This is a genomic window from Rhizobium sp. RU33A, from assembly GCF_900156055.1.
Classification (GTDB): Bacteria; Pseudomonadota; Alphaproteobacteria; order Rhizobiales; family Rhizobiaceae; genus Allorhizobium.
This window is the reverse complement of the sequence record NZ_FTMQ01000003.1, coordinates 804,380-830,735: the sequence shown is the minus strand read 5'-3', so window position 1 is coordinate 830,735 and position 26,356 is coordinate 804,380. Positions and strand designations below refer to the sequence as shown.

Sequence of the window (26,356 nt, the reverse complement as noted above, 5' to 3'; positions counted from 1 at the left end):
GGCTATCGCATTTTCTCACCGGCTGTTCACGGAAATTTATACCCTTGCGGAACACAACTGGAACATATAGTGTCTGTTCTGTATTTGTTTCACTCCGGGGGCACCACATATGCTGACGCGCAAGCAACAGGAACTGCTTCTTTTCATCCATGAACGGATGAAGGAATCGGGTGTCCCGCCGTCCTTCGACGAGATGAAGGATGCGCTGGACCTCGCATCGAAATCCGGGATCCATCGCCTGATCACGGCACTCGAGGAACGCGGCTTCATCCGGCGCCTGCCGAACCGGGCGCGTGCTCTAGAGGTCATCAAGCTTCCGGAAGCTTATTCGCCGAGCATCCAGCCGCGCCGAGGCTTTGCGCCAAGCGTGATCGAGGGCAGTCTCGGCAAGGCTCCGCCGGCGCCAGCACTGACCAAGCCGCCCGTCGAGGACAACGGCTCGTCCGTCTCGGTTCCGGTCATGGGCCGAATCGCAGCCGGTGTGCCGATTTCAGCCATTCAGAACAACACTCACGACATCACGGTACCTGCGGAGATGATCGGGGCGGGCGATCACTACGCGCTTGAGGTCAAGGGCGATTCGATGATCGAGGCCGGCATCCTCGACGGCGACACGGTGATCATCCGCAATGCCTCGAACGCCAATCCCGGTGACATCATCGTGGCGCTGGTCGACGACGAGGAGGCGACACTCAAGCGGTTCCGCCGCCGTGGTGCATCGATTGCACTGGAAGCCGCCAACCCAGCCTACGAAACCCGCATCTTCCCGCCGGATCGCGTCAAGATCCAGGGCAAGCTGGTGGGCCTCATTCGCCGCTATCACTGATCAGCATCGGGCTCCGGCTCCGGCCCTTGTCTGGTGGCGCCGGCCGTACGCGTGAATTCATGCGTGGTCTCGGAAGAGCCGCTGCGCCAGTCGTAGAGCCGGTGCGCCGTCCAGGGTCTGGAGGGTCCGTCGAGCGCTGACCTAACCGTCATGGCTTGCGAGTTGCCGCCAAGTCCCGCGATCTCAATGGCGCCGGTTGCACGCAGGCTCGCCTCGGAAATCAGGAGCGCGCCGGAGCGGCAGGTGGTGACGCGCGTGCGCGCCGACAGAACCACGATATCAGCGCGGTCGCAGGCTGCGCCGATGAGATCCGCACGCTCCAACGTCAACAGTGCGTTGCCGTTCTCCAGTCTGATGGCGCAGGCCTGCTTTATGCAGGCGAAATGTTCTCTCCCTGCAGCTCCGAGCAGTCTATCAAATACAGCCTCTGCCAGCTTGCGCTGCTCCTCAGACAGGGTTTGGCCAGTACGCCAGTCTGGCGCTGGCGGCAGGGGTGTGGTCTCGAGCATGACGGGGCGCCTTGGTTCGTCGATGCCGAGCACGGGTTGCCATTGATCGAAGATGAAGGCTGCTGGGCGGGTCCGGTTGATTGCAATGATGGACGTGTCGTCACTTTCCACCCGAATCGCAACCAACCGTGCGTCCTCGCTGATCATCAGCTCGCTCCCCGGGAGGCGTGGAGCAAGGAAGGCAGCCGCGAGCGTCGCGACGATGAGAGCCGTGCCGACATGCCTGATCCGGGTTTTGAGGAGCATCAGCAAGAGCATCCCGGCGATTGCGCCGGGCATGAACCATGCCGGCAGACGCGGGAAGACGTAACCGCCACCCCAGCCGGAAACGGTGTGGGCGACAATGAGCACCATTTCTAGGCCCTGCCCCATGATCCAGAAGAACGGGGCGTCGAGGCCAAATGGCATGAGCAGCATGGCAATGAAGCCAGAAGGCATCACGACCACCGAGATCAGCGGCATGGCGGCAAGGTTCGCCTCCAGTCCATGGGTCGACATCCGGTGAAAATGGCTGATGGCAAAGACGGCGGTCGAGACCCCACCGATGAACGAGGTTGCTAGGGTGCCGCCGACGAACTTGGCACTCCCGGCCACGATCCGCATGGGAAGTGAGCGAGCCTGCGGCAGGATCGCGCGCGGTCGCGCCCGCCACCCGGCGTAACCGGCAATCAGGGCTGCAGTCGCAGCAAACGACATCTGGAAACTCGGTCCCATGACGGCCGAGGGCTGGACGGCGAGGATCGCGGTTGCCGCAAGCGCAAGATTGTGGAGGCTGACAGCCGGGCGGTCGAACAGGACGGCTCCGAGCATGACAGCCGTCATCAGATAGGCGCGCAGCGCCGAGACCTGGTAGCCCGAGATGAGCACATAGCCCGTCGTCGCCAGAAGCGCGCCGGCGGCCGCGATCTTCTTCACCGGATAACGGTGGGCGAAATTTGGCAGGAGGCTGAGGAGCCCGCGCAAGCCGACAAAAAAGATGCCTGCGGCAAGCGCCATGTTCAGGCCCGAGATCGCGGTAATATGGGCAAGGCCAGAGACGCGCAGCGCCTCCGTCGCCTCTTCCGACATCGATCGGCGTTCGCCGGTGATGATTGCCGCCGCAAAGGCGCCGGGATCTCCCGGCAGCACGCTGCGAATGCGGTTCGAGATGCGATCCCGCAGCGAGAACAGGGACGCGTCGAAGCGCGCCCACAGACCTTGTTTCTCCAATGACGCGGAGGTTTTGGCCTGGGGCGTACCGAGGAAGAAGCCGACAGCGCCGACGCCGGCGAAGTAGCTTTGGAAGCTAAAGTCGTTCAATCCGGGCAAAGCCGGACCTGACGGTGGTGACAGACGGGCGCGACCGCTCAGTTCCTCGCCGATGGCAGCTGGCACATGTCTGCTTCGGGCAAGGAGGGACACGCGTCCCGGCGACCGGCGGATGCTCGGCTCTGCGGTCTGGATCACGCGTAACACGTAGCGCCATTCACCGCCCGCCCCCTGCTCCCGTCGCTCGACGATCCCGGTGACCGTGGTGACGAGCGGCTGATCGAGGATCACGGTGGACGCTCGCCGTGTCTCCCAATCGGCCATCAGCATGCCGAGAAGGATCAGGCACAAGCTCCACAGGACCACATGCGCCACGGTGTCGCGCATCGCCCGCAAAAGCGCAAAAGCCAGGCAAGCAAGGAGCAGTCCGAGGACCATGGCCGGCGGTGGTTGCCCAATGGAAAACCAGATTGCCGCACCCGCGCCGAGCCAGACAGGCACGAAGAGGAAAAAATGCCCGTGCCGACTTTCGTCTGAGACGTAATGCCGAACCTGCCTGAGGATGCGATGCAAAACAGTGCGAGCGGCGACAGCACGGCCGATCGTCGTCAAACCGGGCATTGCGCGTTTTTCGAGTGGTCGAGGCAAGTCTCGCCGGACCGGTATATCACCGGACCGGAGGCGCCCTTGTCCCTGTATTTCCGCAGCTTCCCCCATCAGCCACACCCGGCCGGATCTACCCCATCTGCAGACAGAATAAGCGAAAACCGTCAGCAATCAATGCGTGCAACGAATCAGGTTTTTGCCGCCTATCCGGGCTTCAAACGATTAGAACCGTTCGGTTCGATTGTTGCTGTTTTCGCGACGCACAATTTGCCCTTTGGATAGCTTGGCATTAACTTCGGTATCATATAGCTACATCACACGCTTAACCGATGGCGGCTTTTTCAAGACGCCTTCCCGCCAATTCCGGAGGATCAGCATGACGGACAAAAGCGCTTCTTTGAAACTCGGTGACAAGACGGTCGACCTGAGCGTCAAGGCCGGCACGATCGGCCCAGATGTCATCGACATCGGCGCCCTTTACAAGCACACGGGTACGTTCACCTACGATCCGGGCTTTACGTCCACGGCATCCTGCGAATCCAAGATAACCTATATCGACGGCGACGAAGGCACGCTGCTGCATCGCGGCTACCCGATCGAACAGCTTGCTGAAAAGGGCGACTTCCTGGAAGTCTGCTACCTGCTTCTCTACGGCGAATTGCCGACGGCAGCTCAGAAGAAGGACTTCGACTATCGCGTCACGCACCACACCATGGTGCATGAGCAGATGAGCAAGTTCTTCTCCGGCTATCGGCGTGACGCCCACCCGATGGCCGTCATGGTCGGCACGGTCGGCGCGCTCTCCGCCTTCTATCACGACTCGACCGACATCACCGATCCGCATCAGCGCATGGTCGCTTCGCTGCGCATGATCGCCAAAATGCCGACGATCGCTGCCATGGCCTACAAGTATCACGTCGGCCAGCCCTTCGTTTACCCGAAGAACGATCTCGACTACGCGGCGAACTTCCTGCGCATGTGCTTTGCTGTGCCTTGTGAAGAGTATCAGGTGAACCCGGTTCTGGCGCGCGCCATGGATCGCATCTTCATCCTGCATGCCGATCACGAGCAGAACGCCTCGACCTCGACCGTGCGTCTTGCCGGCTCGTCGGGCGCCAATCCGTTCGCCTGCATTGCGGCCGGCATCGCGTGCCTTTGGGGCCCTGCCCATGGTGGCGCCAATGAGGCTGCCCTCAACATGCTGCAGGAAATCGGCTCGGTTGACCGCATTCCAGAGTATATCGCCAAGGCTAAGGACAAGAACGATCCGTTCCGTCTGATGGGCTTCGGCCACCGGGTCTACAAGAACTACGACCCGCGCGCCAAGATCATGCAGAAGACCATGTACGAGGTCCTTGAAGCCACCGGCCATGCCGATGATCCGCTGATGAAGGTGGCACTCGAGCTCGAGAAGATCGCGCTCAGCGACCCTTACTTCATTGACAAGAAGCTCTACCCGAACGTCGACTTCTATTCGGGCATCACACTGCGTGCGCTCGGCTTCCCGACGACGATGTTCACCGTTCTCTTCGCGCTCGCCCGCACCGTCGGCTGGATCGCGCAGTGGAACGAGATGATCGAGGATCCGCAGCAGCGCATCGGCCGTCCGCGTCAGCTGTATACCGGTGAACCGAAGCGCGATTACAAGGCACTTTCCGAGCGCTGAGGCATTCTTCCATCTTGTAGTGTCGAGAAGGCCGGCTTTGTCCGGCCTTCTTTTCGTTTTGACGAGGGCTGAATGCGCCCAGTATCGCTAGCGGCGATCAAACTCCCCGTGATGGCCGCGCATTTCGCCGTCGGATGCCTTCAATTCCCCGGAGCTTTGTTCTAAGGAAGTCAACCTGCTTCGTCCCGGACGAAGATTTACAATGAGGTTTATGCGTCCCGATGCTCGTCTTCTTGAGAAAAGCTTCCCAAACCCTGTTTGCCAAGATCTTGCTTCTCCTGCTCGTCCTCTCCTTCGGCGTCTGGGGTGTTTCGGCCTCGCTGTTCAGCAATACGTCTGACACCGTCGTCGCCGTGGGTGACCAGAGTGTGTCGTCTGCCGACTTCGCCTTCGCCTACCAGCGGCAGGTGACGGACATGAGCAACCGGTTCGGGATGCAGCTTACGACCGAACAGGCGCGCGCCTTCGGGATTGAATCCCAGGTCTTTTCACAGCTCGCCGCAGGCGCTGCTCTGGACCAGTTGGCCACTGACATGAACCTCGGGCTATCCCAGGATCGTCTGGCACAGCTGATTGCGGATGATCCAGCTTTCAAGAATTCCGGCGGGAATTTCGATCGTGCGCTCTTCTCCTCGCGCCTGCGCAATGCAGGGCTTCGCGAAGACGACTATATCGACGAGCGTTCAAAGGTCGCCATCCGCAGCCAGATCGTCGACGCGACAGCTGACGGCTTCGTTGCGCCGAAGGTCCTGATCGACGCGATCAAGGCCTATCGCTACGAAAACCGCGACATCAATTACATCCTGCTGACCAACGCCAACATCGAGCTCATCAAGGCACCCGATGATGCGACCCTGGCGGCCTGGTTCGAGACGACGAAGTCCGGTTACCGCGCACCGGAATACCGCAGCTTCAACTATGTGAAGCTGGAACCCTCCGACATTGCCGACACGGCCTCCATCACCGACGAACAGATCCGCGAAGATTACGAGCGCCGGAAGGCTTCCTACGAGATCGCCGGAACACGCACGATTGAGCAGTTGAGTTTCGAGAACCGTGAGATGGCGGAAGCCGCGCGTGAAGAGCTGCAGAAGGGTACGAGCTTCGACCAGCTCGTCACAGACCAGGGCAAGACCGCTGGCGATGTGCTGCTCGGCGATTTCACCCGCGACCGTTTGCCCGATCCGGCCCTTGCCGAGGCAGCCTTCGCCGTCACGGCCGAGGGCGGCACGACAGATGTCGTCGACGGTGCGTTCGGCCCGGTCATCCTGCGTGTCACCAACATCAAGGAAGGCCGCACCCAGAGCCTCGACGAGGTCAAGGAAGAGATCCGCGTAGCTTTGGCCGAACAGGCCGCGATTGCCGACCTCACCGCTGTCCACGACCAGTTCGAGGATCTGCGGGCCGGTGGCTCGACGCTCAAGGAAGCAGCCGACCAGTTGCAGCTTCAGACGGTGACTGTCACTGATATCGACCGCCGTGGCCTCGACAATCGCGAGACCGAAGTCGCTGGCATACCTGAACGCGACAAGCTGCTGAGAGACGTGTTCCGGACCGAAATCGGTGTCGAAGCTTTGCCGGTTACCCTGGGCAATAACGGCTTCATCTGGTTCGATGTCACCGACATCAAGGCCGAGCGCGACCGCGAACTTGCCGAAGTGCGTGAAAGGGCCATCGCCGACTGGACCGCAGAACAGCAGCGCATTGCGCTCGGCGCGAAAGCAGAGGGCCTGCGCCAGCGGGTCGCGGACGGCGGCAATCTGGAGGATGTCGCGACCGAGCTCGGTCTTGCGGTCGAAAGCAAGGCCGGCATCACCCGCCGCACCGAAGACGCCGTTCTCGGCGCAACCGCAATCACCGCCGCCTTCTCTGGCCCGCAGGGCACGGTCGCGACTGCTTCCGGCGGCGATCCGTCGACCCAGATCCTGATGACGGTCACGGCCGTCCGCGACCAGCCGACCAGCGGCGTGCCGCTCAATGAGGACGAGCAGATCGCTCAGGTCGCGAACTCCGCAGGCGACGACATCCTCGACCAGATGGTCGGTCAGTTGCAGTCGGAATATGGCGTGACGATCAATCAGGCGCTGGCCCAGCAGGCCATCGTCCGATAACCGTCGGCCAGAGGGGGAGTTGAGAATGTCCGGGTTGAAGCCCTTCATCGCCAAAATCGCTACGCGCCAGCCGCTGACGCGGCAGGAAGCGAGCGACGCGTTCGAAATCCTGATGTCGGGCGAAGCCAGCATGGCGCAGGTCGGCGGCTTCTTGATGGGTCTCAGGGTCCGAGGCGAGACCGTCGACGAAATCGCCGGTGCCGTTTCGATCATGCGCCAGAAGATGGTGCCGGTGGATGCTCCCGAAGATGCCATTGACATCGTCGGAACAGGCGGTGACGGCACCAACACCTACAACATCTCGACGCTTGCCGCCCTGATCGTTGCAGGCGCCGGTGTCCCTGTTGCGAAGCATGGCAATCGGGCACTGAGCTCGAAGTCGGGCACGGCCGATGCGCTGTCGCAGCTTGGCGTCAAGCTTGATATCGAGCCGGACATGATCTCCCGCTGCATTCGCGAAGCAGGGATCGGCTTCATGTTTGCGCAGCTGCATCATCCGGCCATGCGGCATGTGGGCCCTGCCCGCGTCGAACTCGGGGCACGGACCATCTTCAACATCGTCGGGCCGCTTTCGAGCCCTGCCCGGGTCAAGAAGCAGCTCTTCGGCGTCTACTCACCGGAATGGCTCGTTCCCGGGGCGGAAGCCTTGCGCGATCTCGGCCTCACCAGCGCCTGGGTCGTGCATGGCAGTGGGCTCGACGAAATTACCACCACCGGACCAAGCCAGGTGGCCGAGCTGAAAGACGGCGAAATCCGGACCTTCGAGCTGACACCGGCTGATTTTGGGGTGGAGACCGTTTCTCTGGATGCGATCAGGGGCGGCGATGGCACCGTCAACGCAGCCGCGCTGCGCGACGTGCTGGGTGGTGCCAAGACCGCCTATCGCGACGTGGCACTCTGCAACGCCGCTGCCTCGCTGATCGTTGCGGGCAAGGCCAGGGACGTGACCGAGGGCATGCATCTCGCCAGCCAGTCGCTTGACACCGGCAGTGCGGCACGGGCGCTCGATACACTTATCGCCATTTCCAACTCTGCCGCTTGAGGGTAAACTTCCGATCATGACCGATATCCTCAAGCGCATCGAAACCTACAAGCGGGAAGAAATCGCGGCCGCGAAGGCTGCCGTTTCGCTGTCGGAACTCAAGGACCGTATCGCGAGCCAAGACGCGCCGCGCGGCTTTTACCGGTCGCTACTGCGCGCCCGGGACGAAGGCCGGTTCGGCCTCATCGCCGAGGTTAAGAAGGCGAGCCCCTCCAAGGGTCTCATCCGCCCCGATTTCGATCCGCCTGCATTGGCGGCCGCCTATGAGGCCGGTGGAGCCGCCTGCCTTTCGGTGCTGACGGATATGCCGAGTTTTCAAGGGGCACCCGAATACCTGACGGCTGCCCGCAAGGCCTGTTCGCTGCCGGCCTTGCGCAAGGATTTCATGTTCGACGCCTACCAGGTCTACGAGGCCCGCGCCTGGGGTGGCGACTGCATCCTGCTGATCATGGCCTCGCTGTCTGATACAGAGGCCGCGGAACTGGAAAGCGTGGCCTTCGACCTCGGCATGGATGTTCTAATTGAAGTCCACGATGCCGAGGAAATGGAACGGGCGCTGAAACTCAAGTCGCCTCTCGTCGGCATCAACAACCGCAATCTGCGGACCTTCGACGTCAGCCTCACCGTCAGCGAAGACCTCGCTGCCATGGTGCCGCCCGATCGGCTCCTGGTCGGCGAGAGCGGCATCTTCACCTATGAAGATTGTCAGCGGCTGGAGAAATCCGGCATCTCAACCTTCCTCGTCGGCGAGAGCCTGATGCGCAAGGACGACGTTGCCGAGGCAACACGCATGCTTTTGACCGGCAAGACCGGCGCGCTGGCCGCAGAATGACAACCGACGCCGGTGGTCTCACCCATATCGGCGCTTCCGGCGAGGCGCATATGGTGGATGTCTCGGCCAAAGACGACACGGTTCGCATCGCGGTCGCCGAAGGCTTCGTGAAGATGAAGCCGGAGACGCTTTTAACGATACGCGAGGGCAACGCCAAGAAGGGCGATGTGATCGGCACCGCCCGTATTGCCGGCATCATGGCGGCCAAACAGACGAGCAATCTCATTCCGCTGTGTCACCCGCTGATGCTGTCCAAGGTGACTGTCGATATCGAGGAGGACTCGGATCTGCCGGGCCTGCGCATCGCGGCGACCGTCAAGCTGACCGGCAAGACCGGCGTCGAGATGGAGGCGCTGACGGCTGTATCCGTGACCTGCCTGACGATCTACGACATGGCCAAGGCCGTGGACAAGACCATGGAGATCGGTGGGATCCGCGTGATGGAGAAGAGCGGCGGCAAATCAGGCGATTTCCGCCACCCGGAGCGTGGCTGATGTCACTGCTGCCGGTCGAGGAAGCCCTTGCAAGGCTGCTTGCCGCGGCCCATCCGGTCACTGATGTCGAAGAGGTTTCACTTCACGAGGCCAACGGGCGCATCCTCGCCACCGATCTGGTCGCCCGCCTCACCCAGCCGCCTTTCAACGCCTCTGCCATGGATGGCTATGCTCTGCGTGTCGTAGATGCGGCGGAGGTTGGCAGTCTACTCACGGTAATCGGCGAATCCGCGGCCGGCCATGGTTTTGCCGGGAAAGTCGGATCCGGCGAGGCTGTGCGGATCTTCACCGGGGCGCCCGTTCCTGATGGAGCCGACAGCATCCTCCTGCAGGAGGATGCCGGATCGCTCGGGGACAACAGTATCCGGACGACATTTGCCGTGACGGCCGGACGACACATTCGCCCGCGCGGGCAGGATTTCGCCGAAGGCGATATCGCTCTGACCGCAGGCCTTTCCATGGACTTCAGCCACCTCACGCTGGCGGCTGCGATGAACCATGCGGCACTTCCCGTTTATCGCCGCCCCAGGATCGCGATCCTCGCCACCGGTGATGAACTGGTGCCTCCCGGAGGCGAGCCTGGCCCCAGCCAGATCATAGGCTCGAATACATTCGGGATCGCGGCACTGGCGCGCGACAATGGCGCAGAGGTGATTGACCTTGGCATCGTGCCCGATGATCGTGATCTGTTGCGACAAGCTGTGGAGCAGGCACGCGCACTCGGCGTCGACGTGCTCGTCACGCTCGGAGGCGCATCCGTCGGCGACCATGACCTGGTCCAGTCGACGCTGGTTTCTGCCGGCATGGAACTCGACTTCTGGCGGATTGCCATGCGCCCCGGCAAACCGCTGATGGTCGGCCGTCTTGATCACATGCACGTGCTCGGACTTCCGGGGAACCCGGTATCCAGTCTCGTCTGCGGTCTTCTCTTCCTCGAGCCCCTGCTCTCCCAGCTTGGTCACCGGAAGCCTCGCCGACGCATGGCGCCTGCTCGGTTGCAGACCGCCCTGCCCGCCAATGACAAGCGGCAGGATTACGTACGTGCCAAGTTGACGGAGCAGGACGACGGGATCCCCTCGGTCGAGAGCTTCGGCAAGCAGGATTCGTCGATGATGCGGATCTTCTCGCAATCCGATTGCCTGATCGTGCGTCCGCCCCATGCGCCAGCGGCCGAGGCTGGAGAGATCGTGCCGGTGATGCTTCTACGCCTCTGAGTGAGCCCAGGGTTCAAACGACATTGGCTGTTGTCGAGCCTTCCTTCGCCGTGCTTTCCTCAAGGCCATGCTGGCGCTTGATCAAGGCCGCGATTTCTTCTTCGACCGCGTTGCGATCCTCTTCCGGCATCTCTGCAAGCGTCTCTTCCGTCAGGCCATGCTCCTCCAAATAGAGGTCGCGGATGCGTTCGGTCGGCGTCTTGGCGCTTTCTTCCAGGAATTCGGCACGCAGATCACTTCGCTTCAGGGCAGCCTCTGCTGCGTCCTTGGTGGAATACACACCCGTCTGCAATTGCCAGAGGTTCGAGGCAAGACCTGGGGCGGACTGATCGCGTTCCAACATGCGTTGTGCAGTTGTTTGGGACCCGGCCGTTGTGGTCGGAAGCTGTTCCTGAGCAGGCTTGCTACGACTGGCATAGGTCGGCACATAAAGGCCTGTGTCTGAAATGCGCATGGCGAACTCCTTTTCCACCTGAAGTAGACGTTGTTCCTTGCGCAGGCCTTGAACGAGAAAACCCGGCACTGGGCCGGGTCTCCTAAACGATATCGAAGGCGAATGTCAGACGAGACGGCTCTGTTCGAGGGCCGCACCGATGAAGCTCGCAAACAGCGGGTGCGGGTCGAGCGGGCGCGACTTCAGCTCCGGATGGTACTGAACGCCGATGAACCAGGGATGGTCAGGATATTCGACGGTTTCCGGCAGCAGGCCGTCCGGCGACATACCGGAGAAGACCAGACCGCAGGCTTCCAGCCGGTCCTTGTAGTCGACATTGACTTCGTAGCGGTGGCGATGGCGCTCGGAGATGTCGGTCGAGCCATAGATCTCGGAGATCTTGGTGTCCTTCTTCAGCGAGGCCTTGTAGGCGCCGAGACGCATCGTGCCACCGAGATCGCCGACAGCCGAACGTTTTTCGAGCTCGTTGCCCTTCATCCATTCGGTCATCAGGCCGACGACTGGCTCTTCGGTCTTGCCGAATTCAGTCGAAGACGCGTTCTCGATTCCGGCAAGATGACGGGCCGCTTCAACGACGGCCATCTGCATGCCGAAGCAGATGCCGAAATAAGGCACCTTGCGCTCGCGGGCGAATTGGGCCGCGAGGATTTTGCCTTCCGAACCGCGCTCGCCGAAGCCGCCGGGCACGAGGATACCGTTGACCTTTTCAAGCCACGGCGACGGATCTTCCTTTTCGAAGATTTCCGACTCGATCCATTCGAGCTTCACCTTCACCCGGTTGGCGATGCCACCGTGATAAAGCGCTTCAATCAGCGACTTATACGCGTCCTTGAGGCCGGTGTACTTGCCGACGATCGCGATCGTGACTTCGCCTTCCGGGGTCCGGATGCGGTTGCAGACCTCTTCCCAGGCATCCAGACGCGGCTTCGGAGCCGGCTCGATACCGAAGGCAGCCAGAACCTCGTTGTCGAGGCCTTCCTTGTGGTAGGCCATCGGCACGTCATAGATGTTGGCAACGTCAAGCGCCTGGATCACGGCGCTTTCGCGCACGTTGCAGAACAGCGAGAGCTTGCGGCGTTCAGCCTGCGGGATTTCGCGGTCGGCACGGACCAACAGAATGTCTGGGTGGATGCCCAGCGCCTGCAGTTCCTTGACGGAATGCTGGGTCGGCTTGGTCTTCAATTCACCCGCCGCCGGAATGTAGGGCATCAGGGTCAGGTGCACATAGACGGCGGTGCCGCGCGGCAGGTCGTTGCCGAGCTGGCGGATCGCTTCCATGAAGGGCATGGCTTCGATGTCGCCGACGGTGCCACCGATCTCGCAGATGACGAAATCATAGTCGTCATTGCCTTCGACCACGAAATCCTTGATCTCGTTGGTGACGTGCGGAATGACCTGAACGGTTGCGCCGAGATAATCGCCGCGGCGTTCCTTGTCGATGATGTTCTTGTAGATGCGACCGGTGGTGATGTTGTCGGTCTTGGTGGCCGACCGCCCCGTGAAGCGTTCATAGTGACCGAGATCTAGGTCGGTCTCGGCGCCGTCGTCGGTGACGAAGACTTCGCCGTGTTGAGTCGGGCTCATGGTGCCCGGGTCAACGTTGAGATAAGGGTCCAGCTTGCGCAAACGCACGCGGTAACCGCGTGCCTGCAACAATGCCCCGAGTGCCGCGGCCGCAATTCCTTTGCCAAGAGAGGAAACCACGCCGCCAGTGATGAATACATATCGCGCCATGGGCTTCACCGGATACCGTTTCAGATTCGATTCCGCCAGCCCTAATCGGGTTTGTCCCACATTTTTCGTGGAAATGGCGGAATATGGACAAAAGAAAACCGGCGGACCCTGGAGCCCGCCGGAGTGATGGAAGTCGTTCCGATCAGTTGTTCGGAACGGCGTTGGGATCTGCTGCAGGAGCTGCAGGTGCCGCAGGCGTCGACTGGGCCGGTGCCGTGCCCGGAAGCTGGTCGAGCACGCTGCCGCCGCCCTGGGTCGTACCGTTGCCCGCCGGGATACGGTCGAGAATATCGGTCGGACGCGATTCATGGCGGGCCAGAATACCCAGCGCCAGGGAGATCACGAAGAACAGCGTCGCGAGGATTGCTGTGGTGCGGGTCAGCGCATTGGCCGTGCCGCGTGCCGACATGAAGCCCGAGCCGCCGCCGACGCCGAGGCCACCGCCTTCGGAGCGCTGGATAAGGACGACGCCGATCAGGGCGACGACGACCATGAGATAGATAACGAGCAATACGGTCTGCATGGAATGTCCATCCTGCCCGATAAGGGCAAAATCAATGAGGTTGGCGGCTCTTTACATGAGAGGAACGGGCATTGAAAGCCCCTCTTCCGCATTTCGGGGCTTTGCCCCTCAGGCGGTGAGTTCCTCATAGACCTGATATATGGCGAGGAAATCGGCTGCCTTCAAGCTCGCACCACCGATCAGGGCACCATCGACATTTTCGACCGCCATCAGTTCCTTCGCATTCGAAGGCTTGACCGAGCCGCCATAGAGGATGCGCATCTTCTTGCCCACGTCGCCGAAGCGCTTGACCAGTTCGGCACGCAGGAAAGCATGCGCTTCTGCAACGTCCGCAACGGTCGGCGTCAGGCCGGTCCCGATCGCCCAAACGGGCTCATACGCGATGACGGTCCGCTCGGCCGCCGCGCCATCCGGGACGGAGCCGGCAAGCTGACGCTTGAGGATGTCGAGTGTCTGACCGGACTTGCGCTCGTCTGCCGTCTCGCCAATGCAGATCACGGCTGTCAGGTCCGCCGCATAGGCAGCTTCAGCCTTGGCGCGCACAAGATGATCGGTTTCGGCGTGGTCGGTGCGGCGCTCGGAGTGGCCGACAATGACATGCGTGCCGAAGCAGTCGGCGATCATCTCGGCCGAGAGATCGCCCGTATGGGCGCCCGACGCATTCTGATGGCAATCCTGAGCGCCGATCTGGAGGGGGCTGTCGGTGCAAAGCGCGGTCGCGACATAAAGCAGCGTTGCCGGCGGGCAGATCAGGGTTTCGACCTTGTCGGACAGCGGTCCCTGGACACCCTCGGCGATCGCCTTGATCTGATCGAGCGAGGCCCGCGTGCCGTTCATCTTCCAATTGCCCGCAACAAGCGGGCGAACATCCGGTGTCATATCGTCTCTACCCCTATTTCGCTCCTGCGAAGTAGCAAATCTGGGCCCGGAAGGAAAGATTACGGTACCAAATTGGCGCACTATCGAAGCTTATGGTGAAGATGCAAGGGATCATCACTCAATCGAGCCACGCGGTTTGGCAGCCGCACATAACGTCGGATGCGGCGAGGGTCTACGTCAGCGGATCAACCAATTGAGGATGGCGCGCCAGTTGGACATCCGCACCGGCGTACCATGCGAACCGGTTTCGAACAGCGTGAAACGCGCCGGCTGGCCTGCTGCCTTCAGCTTGCGGTAGATGCTGATCTGATCCTCAGCCCCGTAAACGCTGTCACGGCTGCCATGGGTGAACCAGATCGGCAGCCTGGCCTTGGCCGCAGCGCTCTTCGGCAAGGCCGGATCCGGCGCACCGCCGAGGATCGCCATGCCCGAGAGCTTGGCGACAGTCCCAGCATCGCGCGAAATGCCCCAGCAGATGAAGCTGCCCATGGAGGCGCAGGCGAGCACCACGGGCTTGCCGCCGGATTGGGCCGAGGCGTGAGCGACAAGGGCTGACACCTCAGCCACACCCTTGTCGTCGAAGCTTCTGACAGACGGCGCGTAATAGGTGCCGCCGTTTTCGGCGGCGAGGTTCTTCAGGCGATTGAAATTGCCGCCGAAGCTGATGTCGTTCAGCCCAAGGCGTCTGTCCCCGCCCCTGCCGTGAATGAAGATCACGGTGAAGGCCTGGCCCTGATCACGACCGACCCGTCCGACCTCCATCGGCCCGGTTGGGAGCTGCAGGGTCTGGTTTTCCTGAACCCGGCGCACCTTCAGCGAAACATAGCGATCCTTGACCCGCCGTTCGGGGATGCTATCGCGCCCGTTGATGTCGCGCATCTCGTCATAATCTATGCGGGTAAAATCGCCGCCGTCTCCAGTTTCCAGCACCGTCTGGCTCGAAAACAGCTCATCCTTGAATGGTGCGATGGTCTCGGCTCTGGCACTCGCCAGGAACAGAAACGGAAAGAGAACGCAGGAAATCGCCGCAGTGCGGAAATGAGCTGTGGACATCTGCATGGAAGATGGGTTTCCTCTCGGCTCACGCTTGCCTTCGCGAAATGCGCCACGCAAAGCTGGCCCGAATTCAACATGCGCCGGCTCTATGGCCCTTCGCGCCTGCCCTGCCTATCTGGCACAATCCGACCGATTCGCAGATGCGACTGGCCTGATGCGGCGGCTATATGAAGGTGCCGCGAAGCCGGCATCGAACAGCAACAGAGTATCGAACGACGCCATGGACGACAACGATCTCTTTTCCGGCATGCCGCTCGCCCAGAAGGTCGAGGCGGAAACCGTGACGACGCCTTCCCCCGCGCCTGCGCCTGCCGCGCGAACGGCGGCCCCTGCTTCGACGGCGGGTGCCGAGGAATATGGCGCGTCCTCCATTCGTGTTCTCGAAGGCCTCGAACCGGTGCGCATGCGTCCAGGCATGTATATCGGCGGTACGGACGAAAAGGCGCTGCATCACCTGTTTGCCGAAGTCATCGACAACTCGATGGACGAAGCGGTGGCCGGCCACGCCAACTTTATCGACGTGCATCTCGACAGCCAGGGATTCCTGACGGTCACCGACAATGGACGTGGTATCCCGGTCGAACTGCATCCGCAGGTGCCGGGCAAGTCGACTCTTGAAGTGATCATGACCAAGCTGCATGCCGGCGGCAAATTCGATGGCAAGGCCTATGAGACCTCAGGTGGTCTGCACGGCGTTGGTGTCTCCGTTGTCAACGCGCTGTCCGACCTGCTCGAGGTTGAAGTCGCCCGCAATCGCAAGCTCTATCGCCAGACCTTCTCGCGCGGTGTGCCGCAGGGCGGGCTCGAAGAACTGGGCGAAGTGCACAACCGCCGTGGAACCCGCGTGCGCTTTCACCCGGACCCGCAGATCTTCGGCGATCATGCGAAGTTCGATCCGGGCCGGATTTTCCGCATGGCGCGGTCCAAAGCCTATCTGTTCGGTGGGGTCGAAATCCGCTGGTCCTGCGATCCGGGCATGGTGCCCGAGGGTGGCGACATCCCTGAGAAGGCCGTCTTCCACTTCCCAGGCGGCTTAAAGGACTATCTCGCCGCGACGCTCGGCAAGGACTTCACCGTCACCCGCGAGATCTTTGCCGGAAAGACCGAGAAGACCGGCGGCCATGGCGCGATGGAATGGGCCGTCACCTGGTATGGTGGTGATCCGGCGCTGCATTCCTACTGCAACACGATCCCGACGCCGGAAGGCGGCACGCATGAGGCGGGTCTGCGCATTGCGCTCACCAAGGGCCTGAAGAACTATGCCGAACTGACGCAGAACAAGCGCGCCAAGGAAATCACCACCGACGACGTGATGATTTCTGCTGTCGGCATGCTTTCGGTCTTCATCCGTGAGCCTGAATTTGTCGGCCAGACCAAGGACAAGCTCGCGACCGTCGAGGCCCAGCGTCTTGTCGAAAACGTGCTGCGCGACCCCTTCGACCACTATCTCGCCGACAATCCGAACGAGGCGGCCAAGCTGCTCGACTGGGTGATCGAGCGCTGCGAGGAACGGCTGCGCCGCCGCAAGGAAAAGGAAGTCAACCGCAAAACGGCCGTGCGCAAACTGCGTCTGCCGGGCAAGCTTGCCGACTGCTCACAAAACACGGCCGAAGGCGCCGAACTCTTCATCGTCGAGGGTGACTCGGCTGGTGGCTCGGCCAAGCAAGCGCGCAACCGCTCCAATCAGGCGATCCTGCCGCTACGCGGCAAGATCCTCAACGTTGGCTCAGCGAGCCGCGAGAAACTGATGGCGAACCAGCAGATTGCCGATCTCATCCAGGCACTCGGCTGCGGCACACGGACAAAGTATCGCGACGAAGACCTGCGTTACGAACGCATCATCGTGATGACCGATGCCGACGTCGACGGGGCGCATATCGCATCGCTGCTAATCACCTTCTTCTATCAGGAAATGCCCGAACTCATCCGGGGCAACCATCTCTATCTCGCGGTGCCGCCGCTTTACGTCATTCGGCAGGGCGCCAAGACCGTTTATGCCCGCGACGACGCCCACCGGGCCGAGTTGATGGAGACCGTCTTCAAGGGCAAGAAGGTCGAGATTGGACGCTTCAAAGGCCTTGGCGAAATGATGCCGGCGCAGCTCAAGGAAACCACGATGGATCCGAGCAAGCGGACACTGCTCCGGGTCGGCATCGATGACGTGGATTTCGAGGGCACGCGGGACGCGGTCGATGCTTTGATGGGGACGAAGCCTGAGGCACGCTTCCGCTTCATCCAGGAGCGCGCCGCCTTCGCCGAGAACCTCGACATCTGAGCCGCGGGCGTCATGCGCCCGCCGCCGCCCGCTTGTTTCCCGATCCAGAATGCTCCATATGCAGGGCAGTTTTAACGGGACACTTCAGATTGTGAGCCAGGCTGATATTCAGACCTCGTCGAAAGGGCCACGTTGGCTTGGCCAGGCAACGGCCAATCGCATCGCCCTGATCACACCAATCTCCGTGGCGCGTTGGCTGCTGGTGCTGATCGGCATTGCCGCGATCTACTTTTTCCACGGTTTCGTCGTGCCTGTATTGGCCGCGCTCGTCATCGCTTTCGCCAGTTGGCCGCTTTACCGCCGGCTTCTTGATCAGATCGGCGGCAACACCACGCTCGGCGCAACCATCGCGCTTATCGCCATCTTGGCCTTCCTTATCATCCCGATCGGAATCGCAATTTCTTATGCGGTTGAAGAGATACGCCAGTGGATCAGCTGGGCGGTGCAGGCAAACGAGACCGGCGCCCCGCCTCCGGCCTGGATTGCGGCCCTGCCGCGCATCGGTGACTGGCTCGTTGCGCAATGGAACGAGCATATCGGGCAGCCAGGTGCGATTGGCGAACTCATCCAACTGGTGAGTGGTGCCAATATCGGCAACATCTATCGGGCAGTGATCGCCGCTGGAGATGGTCTTTTCCATCTGGTGTTGACGCTTCTGTTCATGCTGATCGCCCTCTTCTTCGTCTATCGCGATGGCGCAAACTTCTCGCGCCAGCTTGACCTGCTCGGCGAGCGCATTCTGCCCAGCCGCTGGGAACGGATCTCACGCGTGGTTCCCGCGACGATCAGTTCCACTGTCACAGGCATGACGCTGATCGCAATCGCCGAAGGTATCATTCTCGGCATCGCCTATTGGCTCGCTGGCGTGCCCTCACCGGTCACCCTCGGCGTGATCACCGGCGTCATGGCACTCATTCCGGGTGGCGCGCCGCTGTCGTTCACTCTGGTCTCGATCTATCTCGTCGCCAGCGGCTCCACATTTGAAGGCGTTGCCCTCTTCGTCTGGGGCTCGGTCGAGCTCTTTATTGTCGACAAGACGGTCCGTCCGCGTCTCGTCGGCGGTCCCATCAAGCTTCCGTTCCTGCCGACTTTCTTCGGTCTGGTGGGCGGTGTGAAAACCATGGGCTTTCTCGGCCTGTTCATCGGCCCGGTCCTGATGGCGCTCCTCGTCTCCATCTGGCGCGAGTGGATCCGCGAGGTCGAACGCTCGGACGACGTCCTGCCCTTGGACGAGCAAGCGGAGCTCGATCTTTTCACCGAATCGGAGCGCGAAGCCAAGCAGGCCTCGATCGTCTAGCGCGATCTGCGGGTCCACGAGTTCTGCGCGCGCACCCGCCTGCAGCCTTCGTCGAGACGTATCGGCATACTGCCTTGCTTCGGCTCCAATCATTCTGTTTCGTCTGACCGCCAACGACCCTGACGGGAGCCCCTGCGATGAAGACTGCACTGATCATGATGACGATCCTTGGCTGCGACGACAGCGTCAGCCATTGCGAGTTCGTCGAGACACCGGTCGAGCGATTCGTCTCCATCGAGCTGTGCAACGCGGCATCGGAACAGGTCCTGGGGCGCTATACCAATATCGGCTATCCGACGGCCGTAGCCGTCTGCCAGTCCCCTCCACCAGAGATCATGGAGGCACTGGCGGCACAGTCGCCGCAGACGGACAGCAGTGCGGCCATTGTGGTGCCGACGGCAGAACAGGAGCGGACACTGAAGGATCGTGCGGTCGACGCGGTCCGCGAAGTCCTGCCCGGCAAGGCTGCGATCAAGATGATCTTCGAGAAGCCGATCCACGTTGTCTCGGAAAGCTATTCATGGGTCGCCAAGAAAATCGTGCCGTGACGGATCAGGCGGCGGCGAGCGCGAAGCCGGAAGCATAATCCCGCGCCAAGCGACGTTCTTCCGCGATAGCAAGCCGCTCGATCATGTCGACGAGCGCTGTTGCGGGTTCGCTGAGACTGCTGTCCCCGCGGTAACGCTGCACCAGACGATCGGCGATATGATCGAGATCGAAGCCGCTCGCCGACTGGATGAGCCCCCGCCACAGCATGATGGCATCAACGAAGAGCGGGCTGACATCCCGACCAAGTCCGGCGGATTCCAAGAGTGCGCGCACGGCATGGAAGCGTCCAGTCGCCAGAATAGAGCGCACGCGACGCTCGTCGAGACCGGAAATCGCCACGATGGCACTGGAGAAGAAGTCGGTACGGCCAGCGCACAGCGCATGCATGAGGAAGGCGGGCGTCAGGCGCCCGGCGACCCGAAGCTGGTCTGTCAGGCGCGTGAGTTCGTCGCCATGGACGTCTGCAAGCAGGGCGATGGTGGCGCTGTCGCCGGCTTCGCGGGCGATTCGCTCGATGCGACGGCTGCCGATGGCGCCGATCACGAGATCCGAGCCGGCGAGCGCTTCAGTGACGAACTGAACGAGGAGCTGCCGTACATCGCTTGTCAGATCGTCACGATCCAGAAGAAGGGCGCGAATGCGTTCGCTGTGGCCGTGACGCTCGGCAATGCGGCGGAGCGTAAAGGCAGTGATGCGGGCGCCGGGATTTTCCAGGAGGACCTCAAGCTCGGCAGCATCCCCAATTTCGGCAAGTGCTGCGGCCACGCCAACGCTGACCTCCTTGCGGGCAGCGATCAGAGCACGAGTTTCGACGGTGCCTCGTCCAGCGATATCGACCAGATCGGCATCTGACAAAACGGGCGAGCACAAAATGACGACCGAAGCGATTTCCGGCTGATCCTCGGCCAGGGACACCATCAAGGCGCGTGGAGCTCGCTCTTCCGGGGCCAAAATATCGGCGAGAGCGAGCCGCACCTGTGGTGCCGGGTCATCGAGCAGATAGGTCATAGCCATTTGGGCAGCTTGCCGTTCTTCGGGCGCCATATCGGACTTCAGATAGGCGCGAGCCAGCGCATTTGCAGCACGCGCCCGCTCCTGCGTCTTTGCCGTTTCGACCCATCTGAGAAAAGCTGCAACGATCAAAGTCGAACCCACTCGCCACCTGTACAAACCCGAAGCATTCGGTGTTTCGACAGTAGGATCAAAGTGTTTAAGAAACGTTCACCACGTTCATTAACCACAACACTCGACCCGGTTCAGCAAGCGCACCGGGCCGAGGCCTCAGGTCCTCTGGCTCGGCCGCTTCAACTCGAAGACCGGCCCCATGCCGGCATAGTCCATATAGCCCAGGCGCATGATCGGATCGGCAACAGCCAGATCGAATCGTCCGTTCCGGATCACCGCGTCCGCAATATGGATGCCGACGACCTGCCCGAAGACTGCATGGCTGTCGGTGTCGTTCCCGTGCATGTCGGGCAAGGTCAGAACCCTGGTCACCCGGCATTCGAGCGCCGCGACAGCTTCCCCGACAAAGGGAGCGTCGACGATTCTCCCGGGTGCGGGGGTCAGACCCGCCAACTCGAATTCATCCGTCTCATAGGCAACGGCGGCCGACGATTCGTTCATCCGGTCCATTAACGTCCGGCTGACGAAGCTTGCCGTGAAGACGCCGGTTTCCTCGACGTTTCTAAGGCTGTCCTTGCGGCCGCTCGACGAGAACATGACCATTTTCGGTCGGTCGCCGACGGCGTTGAAGAAGGAATAGGGGGACAGGTTGCGGATGCCATCCCTGCCCTTCGTGCCGATCCAGCCGATGGGCCTTGGCGCCACGATCGCCTTGAAGGGATCATGTGCCATGCCATGGGCATTCGTCTCGGTGTCATAGAACATCAATCTTCGCCACCCTGCCAGGACACGAGGTCTTCCAGCGCCGGACGCGGACGCTCGACGATCGGAAACTCGGTCGAGCCGATATGGATGAAGCCCGCCACCTTTTCACCGGCCTTGACGCCGAGAAGCGGATGGGCGCGCTCGTCGAAGGCGAACCATTCACTCAGCCAGTTCGAGACATAGCCATGGGCATTGGCCGCCATCAGCAGATTGAGGCAAAGGGCACCGGCGGACATGACCTGCTCCCATTCCGGGATCTTCGCATGCGGGGCAGCCGTCGAGATCACCGCGATCACCACTGGCGCCCGGGTGAAGCGTGCGCGTTCGACCTGGATCATCTCCTCAGAAAGACCAGGATTCTTCTGCAGCGCCATCTTCAGCAGTTCTTCGCCAATCCGGACTCGTTCCTCGCCACGGTAGACGATAAAGCGCCAAGGGGCGATCTTGCCGTGATCGGGAACGCGGACCGCCAGCGTCAAAATCGACTCGATTTCGGCCTTGTCCGGACCCGGCTCGCACATCTGAAAGGCGGGCACGGAGCGGCGAACCGCGAGATAATCGAGCAGCTTGAAGTCTTTTTTCATTTTCTTGATACCTTCATAGGCCTTTGCGGTCGCAGCAGGTCTTGAAATTGCCATGCGGTTCGGTTTGAAGTTGCCGGCATTTGGAAGGAAGTCAACACACAGTGCATCGCATGTCCCGCCAATCTGGTCTTGTCCAACTGCTGTTCTGGCTTCTCGTGGCCTCGGCGGCAGCGTCACCGTCGTTTGCTCAGGAAGCCTTCGAGACCTTCAAACAGCTGAACGGCTCGACCAAGATGCCGAAGCTGAAGGCGTTTTCGGCTCCGGGTGCAGCTGCGATCGCCAATGTGACCCAAGGGCGCAGCGTCAAGCTCGATGCCAAGCTGACCGACGCCGGCGAACCGATGCAGCATGGGCTGTCCTGGCGCGTGTTCAGCCCTATTCCTGGGGCAGACGGCAAGCTTCCTTTGCTTGCCAGCGCCGAGGGTGGATCGGCCGCGTTTCAGCTCGCGCCCGGTGACTATTTCGTCAATGTATCCTTTGGGCGTGCAGGTGCCACCAAGAAGCTCAAAGTGCCTGTCGAAGGTGAGGTTGCCAATCAGGTTCTGGTGCTTGATGCCGGCGGCATGTCGCTGAGTGCCATCTCCGGTGCCGACACCCATATTCCGGACAAGCAGTTGAGTTTCGACATCTACGCCTCCGAGGTTCGCGAGGACGGAGAGCGCGGCCTGGTGCTAGCGGATGTCAAGCCGAACACCATCGTGCGCCTGAACGCCGGAACCTATCATGTCGTGTCGGAATACGGCTCGATCAACGCGGTGGTGCGCGCCGACATCAGTGTCGAAGCCGGCGAACTCACGGAAGCGACGATCCAGCATCGCGCTTCTCAGGTGGGTTTCAAGCTGGTCTCTGAAGAAGGCGGGGAAGCGATTGCCGATACCGCCTGGTCCGTCCTGACGTCAGGCGGCGACATTGTGGCGGAAAGCGTCAGCGCCTTCCCGGTGATGGTGCTGGCGGAGGGCCAGTACACGGCGGTTGCCCGCAACAAGGACAAGCTCTTCCAGCGGGATTTCGAGGTGAAGGCCGGGGTGAACCTGGATGTCGAGCTGATGCTCGACCAGCCCTGACGCCTCAAGCGACGCGGCGAAACTTGCTGCGTTCGACCGGCGCCATGCTGAAAACCGCGCCGAAAAGCCGTGCCAAGAGATCCTTGCGGTCCGCATGCGTGCTCAGCTCTTCCCACGGAATCATCACCCCGACACGCGCCCGGATCGTCGAACCGGACAGACGGCGGAACTCGCGGATCAGGAGCGATAAGCGCAAGGTCAGTGAGATCTTGCTGGCGAGATGAAAGAGGCGGCCGTTCTGGCCTTCGAAGAAAACCGGCACGACATTGGCTTTCGCTGCCTGGATGAGCTTGGCCGGAAACATCTTCCAGGGAAGATCCTCGGCGCGACCGAAGCCCTTCTTGGCGGTCGCGACGCCGCCTGCCGGGAAAATCACGACCGTCACGCCTTCCTTCAACAGACGCAGCGCCTCGTGCCGGGTCTGCATGTTGATGGCAAGCGCTTCCTTTGTTTCCTCGAAGGAGACGGGCAACGAGTAAGGCGCCATTTCCGGCACCTTCAGGAGTTCGTTGTTGATCAGCACACGGAACGGACGGCCGAGTTGTTCAGCCAGCGCGAGCACAGCGATGCCATCTCCGATGCCGAAGGGATGGTTGGCAACTATGACGATCGGCCCGTCGGGAATGTTCGCCGGCGGCCAGGTGCCTTCGATCTTCAGGTCGACATTGATCAGGTCCAGCATCTTGCCAAAGACGCGATCGGTCTTGCCGACGATGTCGTTGCGCCAGATCTCGTAGAGGCGGGTGAAACGGTCGCGACCGGAAAGCCCTTCGATCGATCGAATGAACCAGCGCTTGAGCTTCGGGTCACGCTCATTGGCATAAGAGAGTTCTTTGAACTTCACGGGAAGGCTCCGGTGATACGGAAAGTCATCGGACCGTCATATGCCGTTTCGATGACAGCCGTCTGACAGTGCGGCAACACACTGTCAGACGGTCGATTTTGGTTAGGCCTTACGCTTCGCCAGCTTGCGCCTGACGTCCGGCGGGGTCGCTTCGCCTGCCAGCACAGCTACAGCCTCAGTCAGCGGCATCGACACCTGGTCCTGCGAACCTAGGCGGCGAATGTTGACGGTCTTTTCTTCCGCCTCGCGCTTGCCGCAGACGATGATCACCGGAACCTTGGTCACGGAGTGCTCGCGGACCTTGTAGTTGATCTTCTCGTTGCGGAAGTCCGTCTCGACCTGCAGGCCTGCATCGCGGAGCTGTTCTGCCACTTCACGACCGTAGTCGTCGGCATCCGAGGTGATCGTGGCCACGACGACCTGCAGCGGCGCGAACCAGAGCGGCATGTGGCCGGCAAAGTTCTCGATCAGGATGCCGAGGAAACGTTCCATCGAGCCGCAGATGGCGCGGTGGATCATAACCGGCTGAACCTTTTCCGAGTTCTGGTCGATGTAGAAAGCACCGAAACGTTCCGGCAGGTTGAAGTCGACCTGGGTCGTGCCGCACTGCCATTCACGGCCAATGGCGTCCCGCAGGGTGTATTCAAACTTCGGACCGTAGAAGGCGCCCTCGCCCGGCAGAATGCCGGTCTTGATGCGTCCGCCCGATTGTTCCTCGATCTGCTTCAGCACGTCCATCATCACGCTTTCGGCGCGATCCCAGAGGTCGTCCGAACCGACGCGCTTTTCCGGGCGGGTCGAAAGCTTCACGACGATCTCGTTGAACCCGAAGTCCTCGTAGACCGACAGGATAAGATCGTTGATGCGCAGGCATTCGGCCGCCATCTGCTCTTCCGTGCAGAACACATGGGCATCGTCCTGGGTGAAGCCGCGGACACGCATCAGGCCATGCAGGGCGCCTGAGGCTTCGTAGCGATGGACCGTACCGAATTCGGCGAGGCGAACGGGAAGCTCGCGATAAGATTTGAGGCCATGCTTAAAGATCTGGACGTGACCCGGGCAGTTCATCGGCTTCAGGGCGAAGACCTTCTGGTCGGCTTCCTCGTCATCGGGGTTCATGAAGGCATGCGCCGATTTCACGGCGAACATGTTCTCTTGGTACCAGCCCCAGTGACCTGAGGTTTCCCAGAGCGACTTGTCGAGGATCTGCGGGGCGTTGACTTCCTGATAGGTGCCATCGAGCCGGCGGCGCATGTAGGAGGTCAGCGTCTGGAACATGCGCCAGCCCTTGCCGTGCCAGAAAACGACGCCGGGGCCTTCTTCCTGGAAATGGAAGAGATCCATTTCACGGCCGAGCTTGCGGTGGTCGCGCTTTTCGGCTTCGGCCAGAATGTGCAGATAGTTGTCCAGCTGCTCCTGTTCGGCAAAGGCCGTGCCATAGATGCGGCTCAGCATGGTGTTGTTGCTGTCACCGCGCCAATAGGCGCCGGCGACCTTCATCAACTTGAAGGCCATACCGATCTGCCCGGTGGACGCCATATGCGGCCCACGGCAGAGATCGAACCAGTCGCCCTGATAGTAGATCTTCAGATCCTGGTCTTCCGGGATCGCTTCGACCAGCTCGACCTTGTAGTTTTCGCCCTTGGAGGCAAAGACTTCCTTGGCCTTGTTGCGCGTCCAGATTTCCTTGGTGAAGGGCTTGTTGCGCTGAATGATCTCCTTCATGCGCTTTTCGATCTTGGGCAGATCCTCGGGCGTGAAGGGCTCAGCCTTGGCGAAGTCGTAATAGAAGCCGTTCTCGATCACCGGACCGATGGTTACCTGCGTGCCGGGCCAGAGCTCCTGCACGGCCTCGGCCATCACATGGGCAGCGTCATGGCGAATGAGTTCCAGTGCCCGCGGATCCGTGCGGGTGACGATCTCGATCTTGCCATCAACGATCGGGTCCGAGAGGTCGCGCAAGGTGCCATCGAGCGCAATGGCGACTGCCTTCTTGGCAAGCGACTTGGAAATGGATTCAGCGACCTCAGCACCGGTCGTGCCGGCTGCGTATTCGCGGATAGAGCCATCGGGGAAAGTGAGAGATACGGAAGCGGACATAAATGTCTCCTGATCCAGTCCCGCCAACGAATGCGGGTGGTAAAAATTGCGGGGTTGAAAACCCCGCCACGAACCGGCGCTTGATAGGCTGAAAGTGCTGATGAGTAAAGGTTCTTGCTAGGCCGATCCCATCGACCAGAAGCCGCGGGCTTCGGCGGACAAGGTCTTCATGACACGGTCGAAGGCAGCAGGATCGACATGTCGCCTGATCGTTGAAGTTACATCTTCGATCGCGGTTTCGGTCGACAGATTGTGGTCGTGGCGGAAGGCGCGGACTTCCTTCATCAACGCGTCCCTTTCAGCAAAGGGCACCTTTGGTGATTCGGTATCCCAATCGCTGACGAAGATGGCGCGCAAGACGGGCGGCAGCACATTTGCGAAAGAAACTGCCTCGGCAAAGGTCAGCCGCCGCCGGAAGACCTGCAGCACAGCCTGCAACATCGTATAAGCCTGATGCGACGATGTGAGCATCGATGTCCCGACCAGATCCTTCATGAAGGCATCGAAGTCGGCGGAGGCCTGGCGATATTCGAGCGGCATGGGCATGCGTTATCTCCCG

The 26,356-nt window shown here is 61.2% G+C and carries 23 protein-coding genes; 11 read left to right on the top strand and 12 right to left on the bottom strand.

Features of this window, described 5'->3' with window-relative positions:
- The first annotated feature begins 109 nt into the window (after nt 1-109).
- Nucleotides 110-826: a transcriptional repressor LexA gene (gene lexA, locus BW978_RS15085; protein WP_076396366.1), complete on the top strand. Its 717-nt coding sequence runs from the start codon at nt 110-112 to the stop codon at nt 824-826.
- Here lexA and BW978_RS15080 read toward each other — a convergent pair.
- On the bottom strand, nt 820-3,204 hold the full coding sequence (locus BW978_RS15080) for a ComEC/Rec2 family competence protein (protein WP_076396364.1): 2,385 nt from the start codon (nt 3,202-3,204) through the stop codon (nt 820-822). The genes lexA and BW978_RS15080 overlap by 7 nt on opposite strands.
- A gap of 361 nt (nt 3,205-3,565) precedes the next feature.
- On the opposite strand from BW978_RS15080, the gene gltA reads away from it, so the two are divergent.
- The 6 genes from gltA (at nt 3,566) to glp (ending at nt 10,548) form a co-directional block, all read left to right on the top strand.
- Nucleotides 3,566-4,855 (top strand): citrate synthase, encoded by a 1,290-nt coding sequence (gene gltA, locus BW978_RS15075; RefSeq protein ID WP_076396362.1) that lies wholly within the window; start codon nt 3,566-3,568, stop codon nt 4,853-4,855.
- Nucleotides 4,856-5,076: 221 nt separating this feature from the next.
- A complete protein-coding gene (locus BW978_RS15070; protein WP_076396360.1) occupies nt 5,077-6,966 on the top strand; it encodes a peptidylprolyl isomerase in 1,890 nt (629 codons plus the stop codon).
- 25 nt (nt 6,967-6,991) lie between these two features.
- Nucleotides 6,992-8,008, top strand: coding sequence for an anthranilate phosphoribosyltransferase (trpD, locus tag BW978_RS15065; protein ID WP_076396358.1), 1,017 nt, complete (start codon nt 6,992-6,994; stop codon nt 8,006-8,008).
- 16 nt (nt 8,009-8,024) lie between these two features.
- On the top strand, nt 8,025-8,840 hold the full coding sequence (trpC, locus tag BW978_RS15060) for an indole-3-glycerol phosphate synthase TrpC (protein WP_076396357.1): 816 nt from the start codon (nt 8,025-8,027) through the stop codon (nt 8,838-8,840).
- Nucleotides 8,837-9,334 (top strand): cyclic pyranopterin monophosphate synthase MoaC, encoded by a 498-nt coding sequence (moaC, locus tag BW978_RS15055; RefSeq protein ID WP_076396356.1) that lies wholly within the window; start codon nt 8,837-8,839, stop codon nt 9,332-9,334. Before trpC ends, moaC begins: the two co-directional genes overlap by 4 nt.
- A complete protein-coding gene (gene glp / locus BW978_RS15050; protein ID WP_076396354.1) occupies nt 9,334-10,548 on the top strand; it encodes a molybdopterin molybdotransferase MoeA in 1,215 nt (404 codons plus the stop codon). The genes moaC and glp overlap by 1 nt, the downstream gene beginning before the upstream one ends.
- A gap of 13 nt (nt 10,549-10,561) precedes the next feature.
- Here the strand turns inward: glp and BW978_RS15045 are convergent, their stop codons facing one another.
- The 5 genes from BW978_RS15045 to BW978_RS15025 all read right to left on the bottom strand — a co-directional run bounded on the left by BW978_RS15045 (nt 10,562) and on the right by BW978_RS15025 (nt 15,191).
- Nucleotides 10,562-11,002, bottom strand: coding sequence for a hypothetical protein (locus BW978_RS15045; RefSeq protein WP_076396352.1), 441 nt, complete (start codon nt 11,000-11,002; stop codon nt 10,562-10,564).
- Nucleotides 11,003-11,107: 105 nt separating this feature from the next.
- Nucleotides 11,108-12,745 carry a CTP synthase gene (locus BW978_RS15040; RefSeq protein WP_076396351.1) on the bottom strand — a complete coding sequence of 546 codons (1,638 nt, stop codon included), beginning with the start codon at nt 12,743-12,745 and terminating at the stop codon, nt 11,108-11,110.
- Between the two features lie 133 nt (nt 12,746-12,878).
- On the bottom strand, nt 12,879-13,259 hold the full coding sequence (secG, locus tag BW978_RS15035; protein ID WP_076396349.1) for a preprotein translocase subunit SecG: 381 nt from the start codon (nt 13,257-13,259) through the stop codon (nt 12,879-12,881).
- Between the two features lie 108 nt (nt 13,260-13,367).
- Nucleotides 13,368-14,138, bottom strand: a complete 771-nt coding sequence (tpiA, locus tag BW978_RS15030) for a triose-phosphate isomerase (protein ID WP_076396347.1) — start codon at nt 14,136-14,138, stop codon at nt 13,368-13,370.
- Nucleotides 14,139-14,315: 177 nt separating this feature from the next.
- Entirely contained in the window at nt 14,316-15,191 is an 876-nt protein-coding gene (locus tag BW978_RS15025; protein WP_076396579.1) for an alpha/beta hydrolase, read from the bottom strand.
- Nucleotides 15,192-15,414: 223 nt separating this feature from the next.
- On the opposite strand from BW978_RS15025, the gene parE reads away from it, so the two are divergent.
- From parE to BW978_RS15010, 3 genes are all read left to right on the top strand, one after another.
- Nucleotides 15,415-17,469, top strand: a complete 2,055-nt coding sequence (gene parE, locus BW978_RS15020; protein WP_076396577.1) for a DNA topoisomerase IV subunit B — start codon at nt 15,415-15,417, stop codon at nt 17,467-17,469.
- A gap of 91 nt (nt 17,470-17,560) precedes the next feature.
- The gene (locus BW978_RS15015) at nt 17,561-18,766 is read left to right on the top strand and encodes an AI-2E family transporter (protein WP_076396575.1); all 1,206 of its coding nucleotides are present in this window, start codon (nt 17,561-17,563) and stop codon (nt 18,764-18,766) included.
- 137 nt (nt 18,767-18,903) lie between these two features.
- Nucleotides 18,904-19,314 (top strand): hypothetical protein, encoded by a 411-nt coding sequence (locus tag BW978_RS15010; RefSeq protein WP_076396345.1) that lies wholly within the window; start codon nt 18,904-18,906, stop codon nt 19,312-19,314.
- Between the two features lie 4 nt (nt 19,315-19,318).
- Here the strand turns inward: BW978_RS15010 and BW978_RS15005 are convergent, their stop codons facing one another.
- The 3 genes from BW978_RS15005 to BW978_RS14995 all read right to left on the bottom strand — a co-directional run bounded on the left by BW978_RS15005 (nt 19,319) and on the right by BW978_RS14995 (nt 21,789).
- Nucleotides 19,319-20,458 carry a DUF2336 domain-containing protein gene (locus BW978_RS15005; protein WP_076396343.1) on the bottom strand — a complete coding sequence of 380 codons (1,140 nt, stop codon included), beginning with the start codon at nt 20,456-20,458 and terminating at the stop codon, nt 19,319-19,321.
- A gap of 138 nt (nt 20,459-20,596) precedes the next feature.
- Nucleotides 20,597-21,205 carry a flavin reductase family protein gene (locus tag BW978_RS15000; protein ID WP_076396341.1) on the bottom strand — a complete coding sequence of 203 codons (609 nt, stop codon included), beginning with the start codon at nt 21,203-21,205 and terminating at the stop codon, nt 20,597-20,599.
- A complete protein-coding gene (locus BW978_RS14995) occupies nt 21,205-21,789 on the bottom strand; it encodes a nitroreductase family protein (protein WP_076396573.1) in 585 nt (194 codons plus the stop codon). Before BW978_RS14995 ends, BW978_RS15000 begins: the two co-directional genes overlap by 1 nt.
- 110 nt (nt 21,790-21,899) lie before the next feature.
- Between BW978_RS14995 and BW978_RS14990 the strand changes: the two genes are divergently transcribed.
- Nucleotides 21,900-22,853 (top strand): hypothetical protein, encoded by a 954-nt coding sequence (locus BW978_RS14990; RefSeq protein WP_139330541.1) that lies wholly within the window; start codon nt 21,900-21,902, stop codon nt 22,851-22,853.
- A gap of 4 nt (nt 22,854-22,857) precedes the next feature.
- Here BW978_RS14990 and BW978_RS14985 read toward each other — a convergent pair whose 3' ends face one another.
- The 3 genes from BW978_RS14985 to BW978_RS14975 all read right to left on the bottom strand — a co-directional run bounded on the left by BW978_RS14985 (nt 22,858) and on the right by BW978_RS14975 (nt 26,343).
- Entirely contained in the window at nt 22,858-23,697 is an 840-nt protein-coding gene (locus BW978_RS14985; RefSeq protein ID WP_076396339.1) for a lysophospholipid acyltransferase family protein, read from the bottom strand.
- A gap of 102 nt (nt 23,698-23,799) precedes the next feature.
- On the bottom strand, nt 23,800-25,797 hold the full coding sequence (thrS, locus tag BW978_RS14980) for a threonine--tRNA ligase (RefSeq protein ID WP_076396337.1): 1,998 nt from the start codon (nt 25,795-25,797) through the stop codon (nt 23,800-23,802).
- A gap of 117 nt (nt 25,798-25,914) precedes the next feature.
- Nucleotides 25,915-26,343, bottom strand: coding sequence for a DUF2267 domain-containing protein (locus BW978_RS14975; protein ID WP_076396335.1), 429 nt, complete (start codon nt 26,341-26,343; stop codon nt 25,915-25,917).
- Nucleotides 26,344-26,356 lie beyond the last annotated feature (13 nt).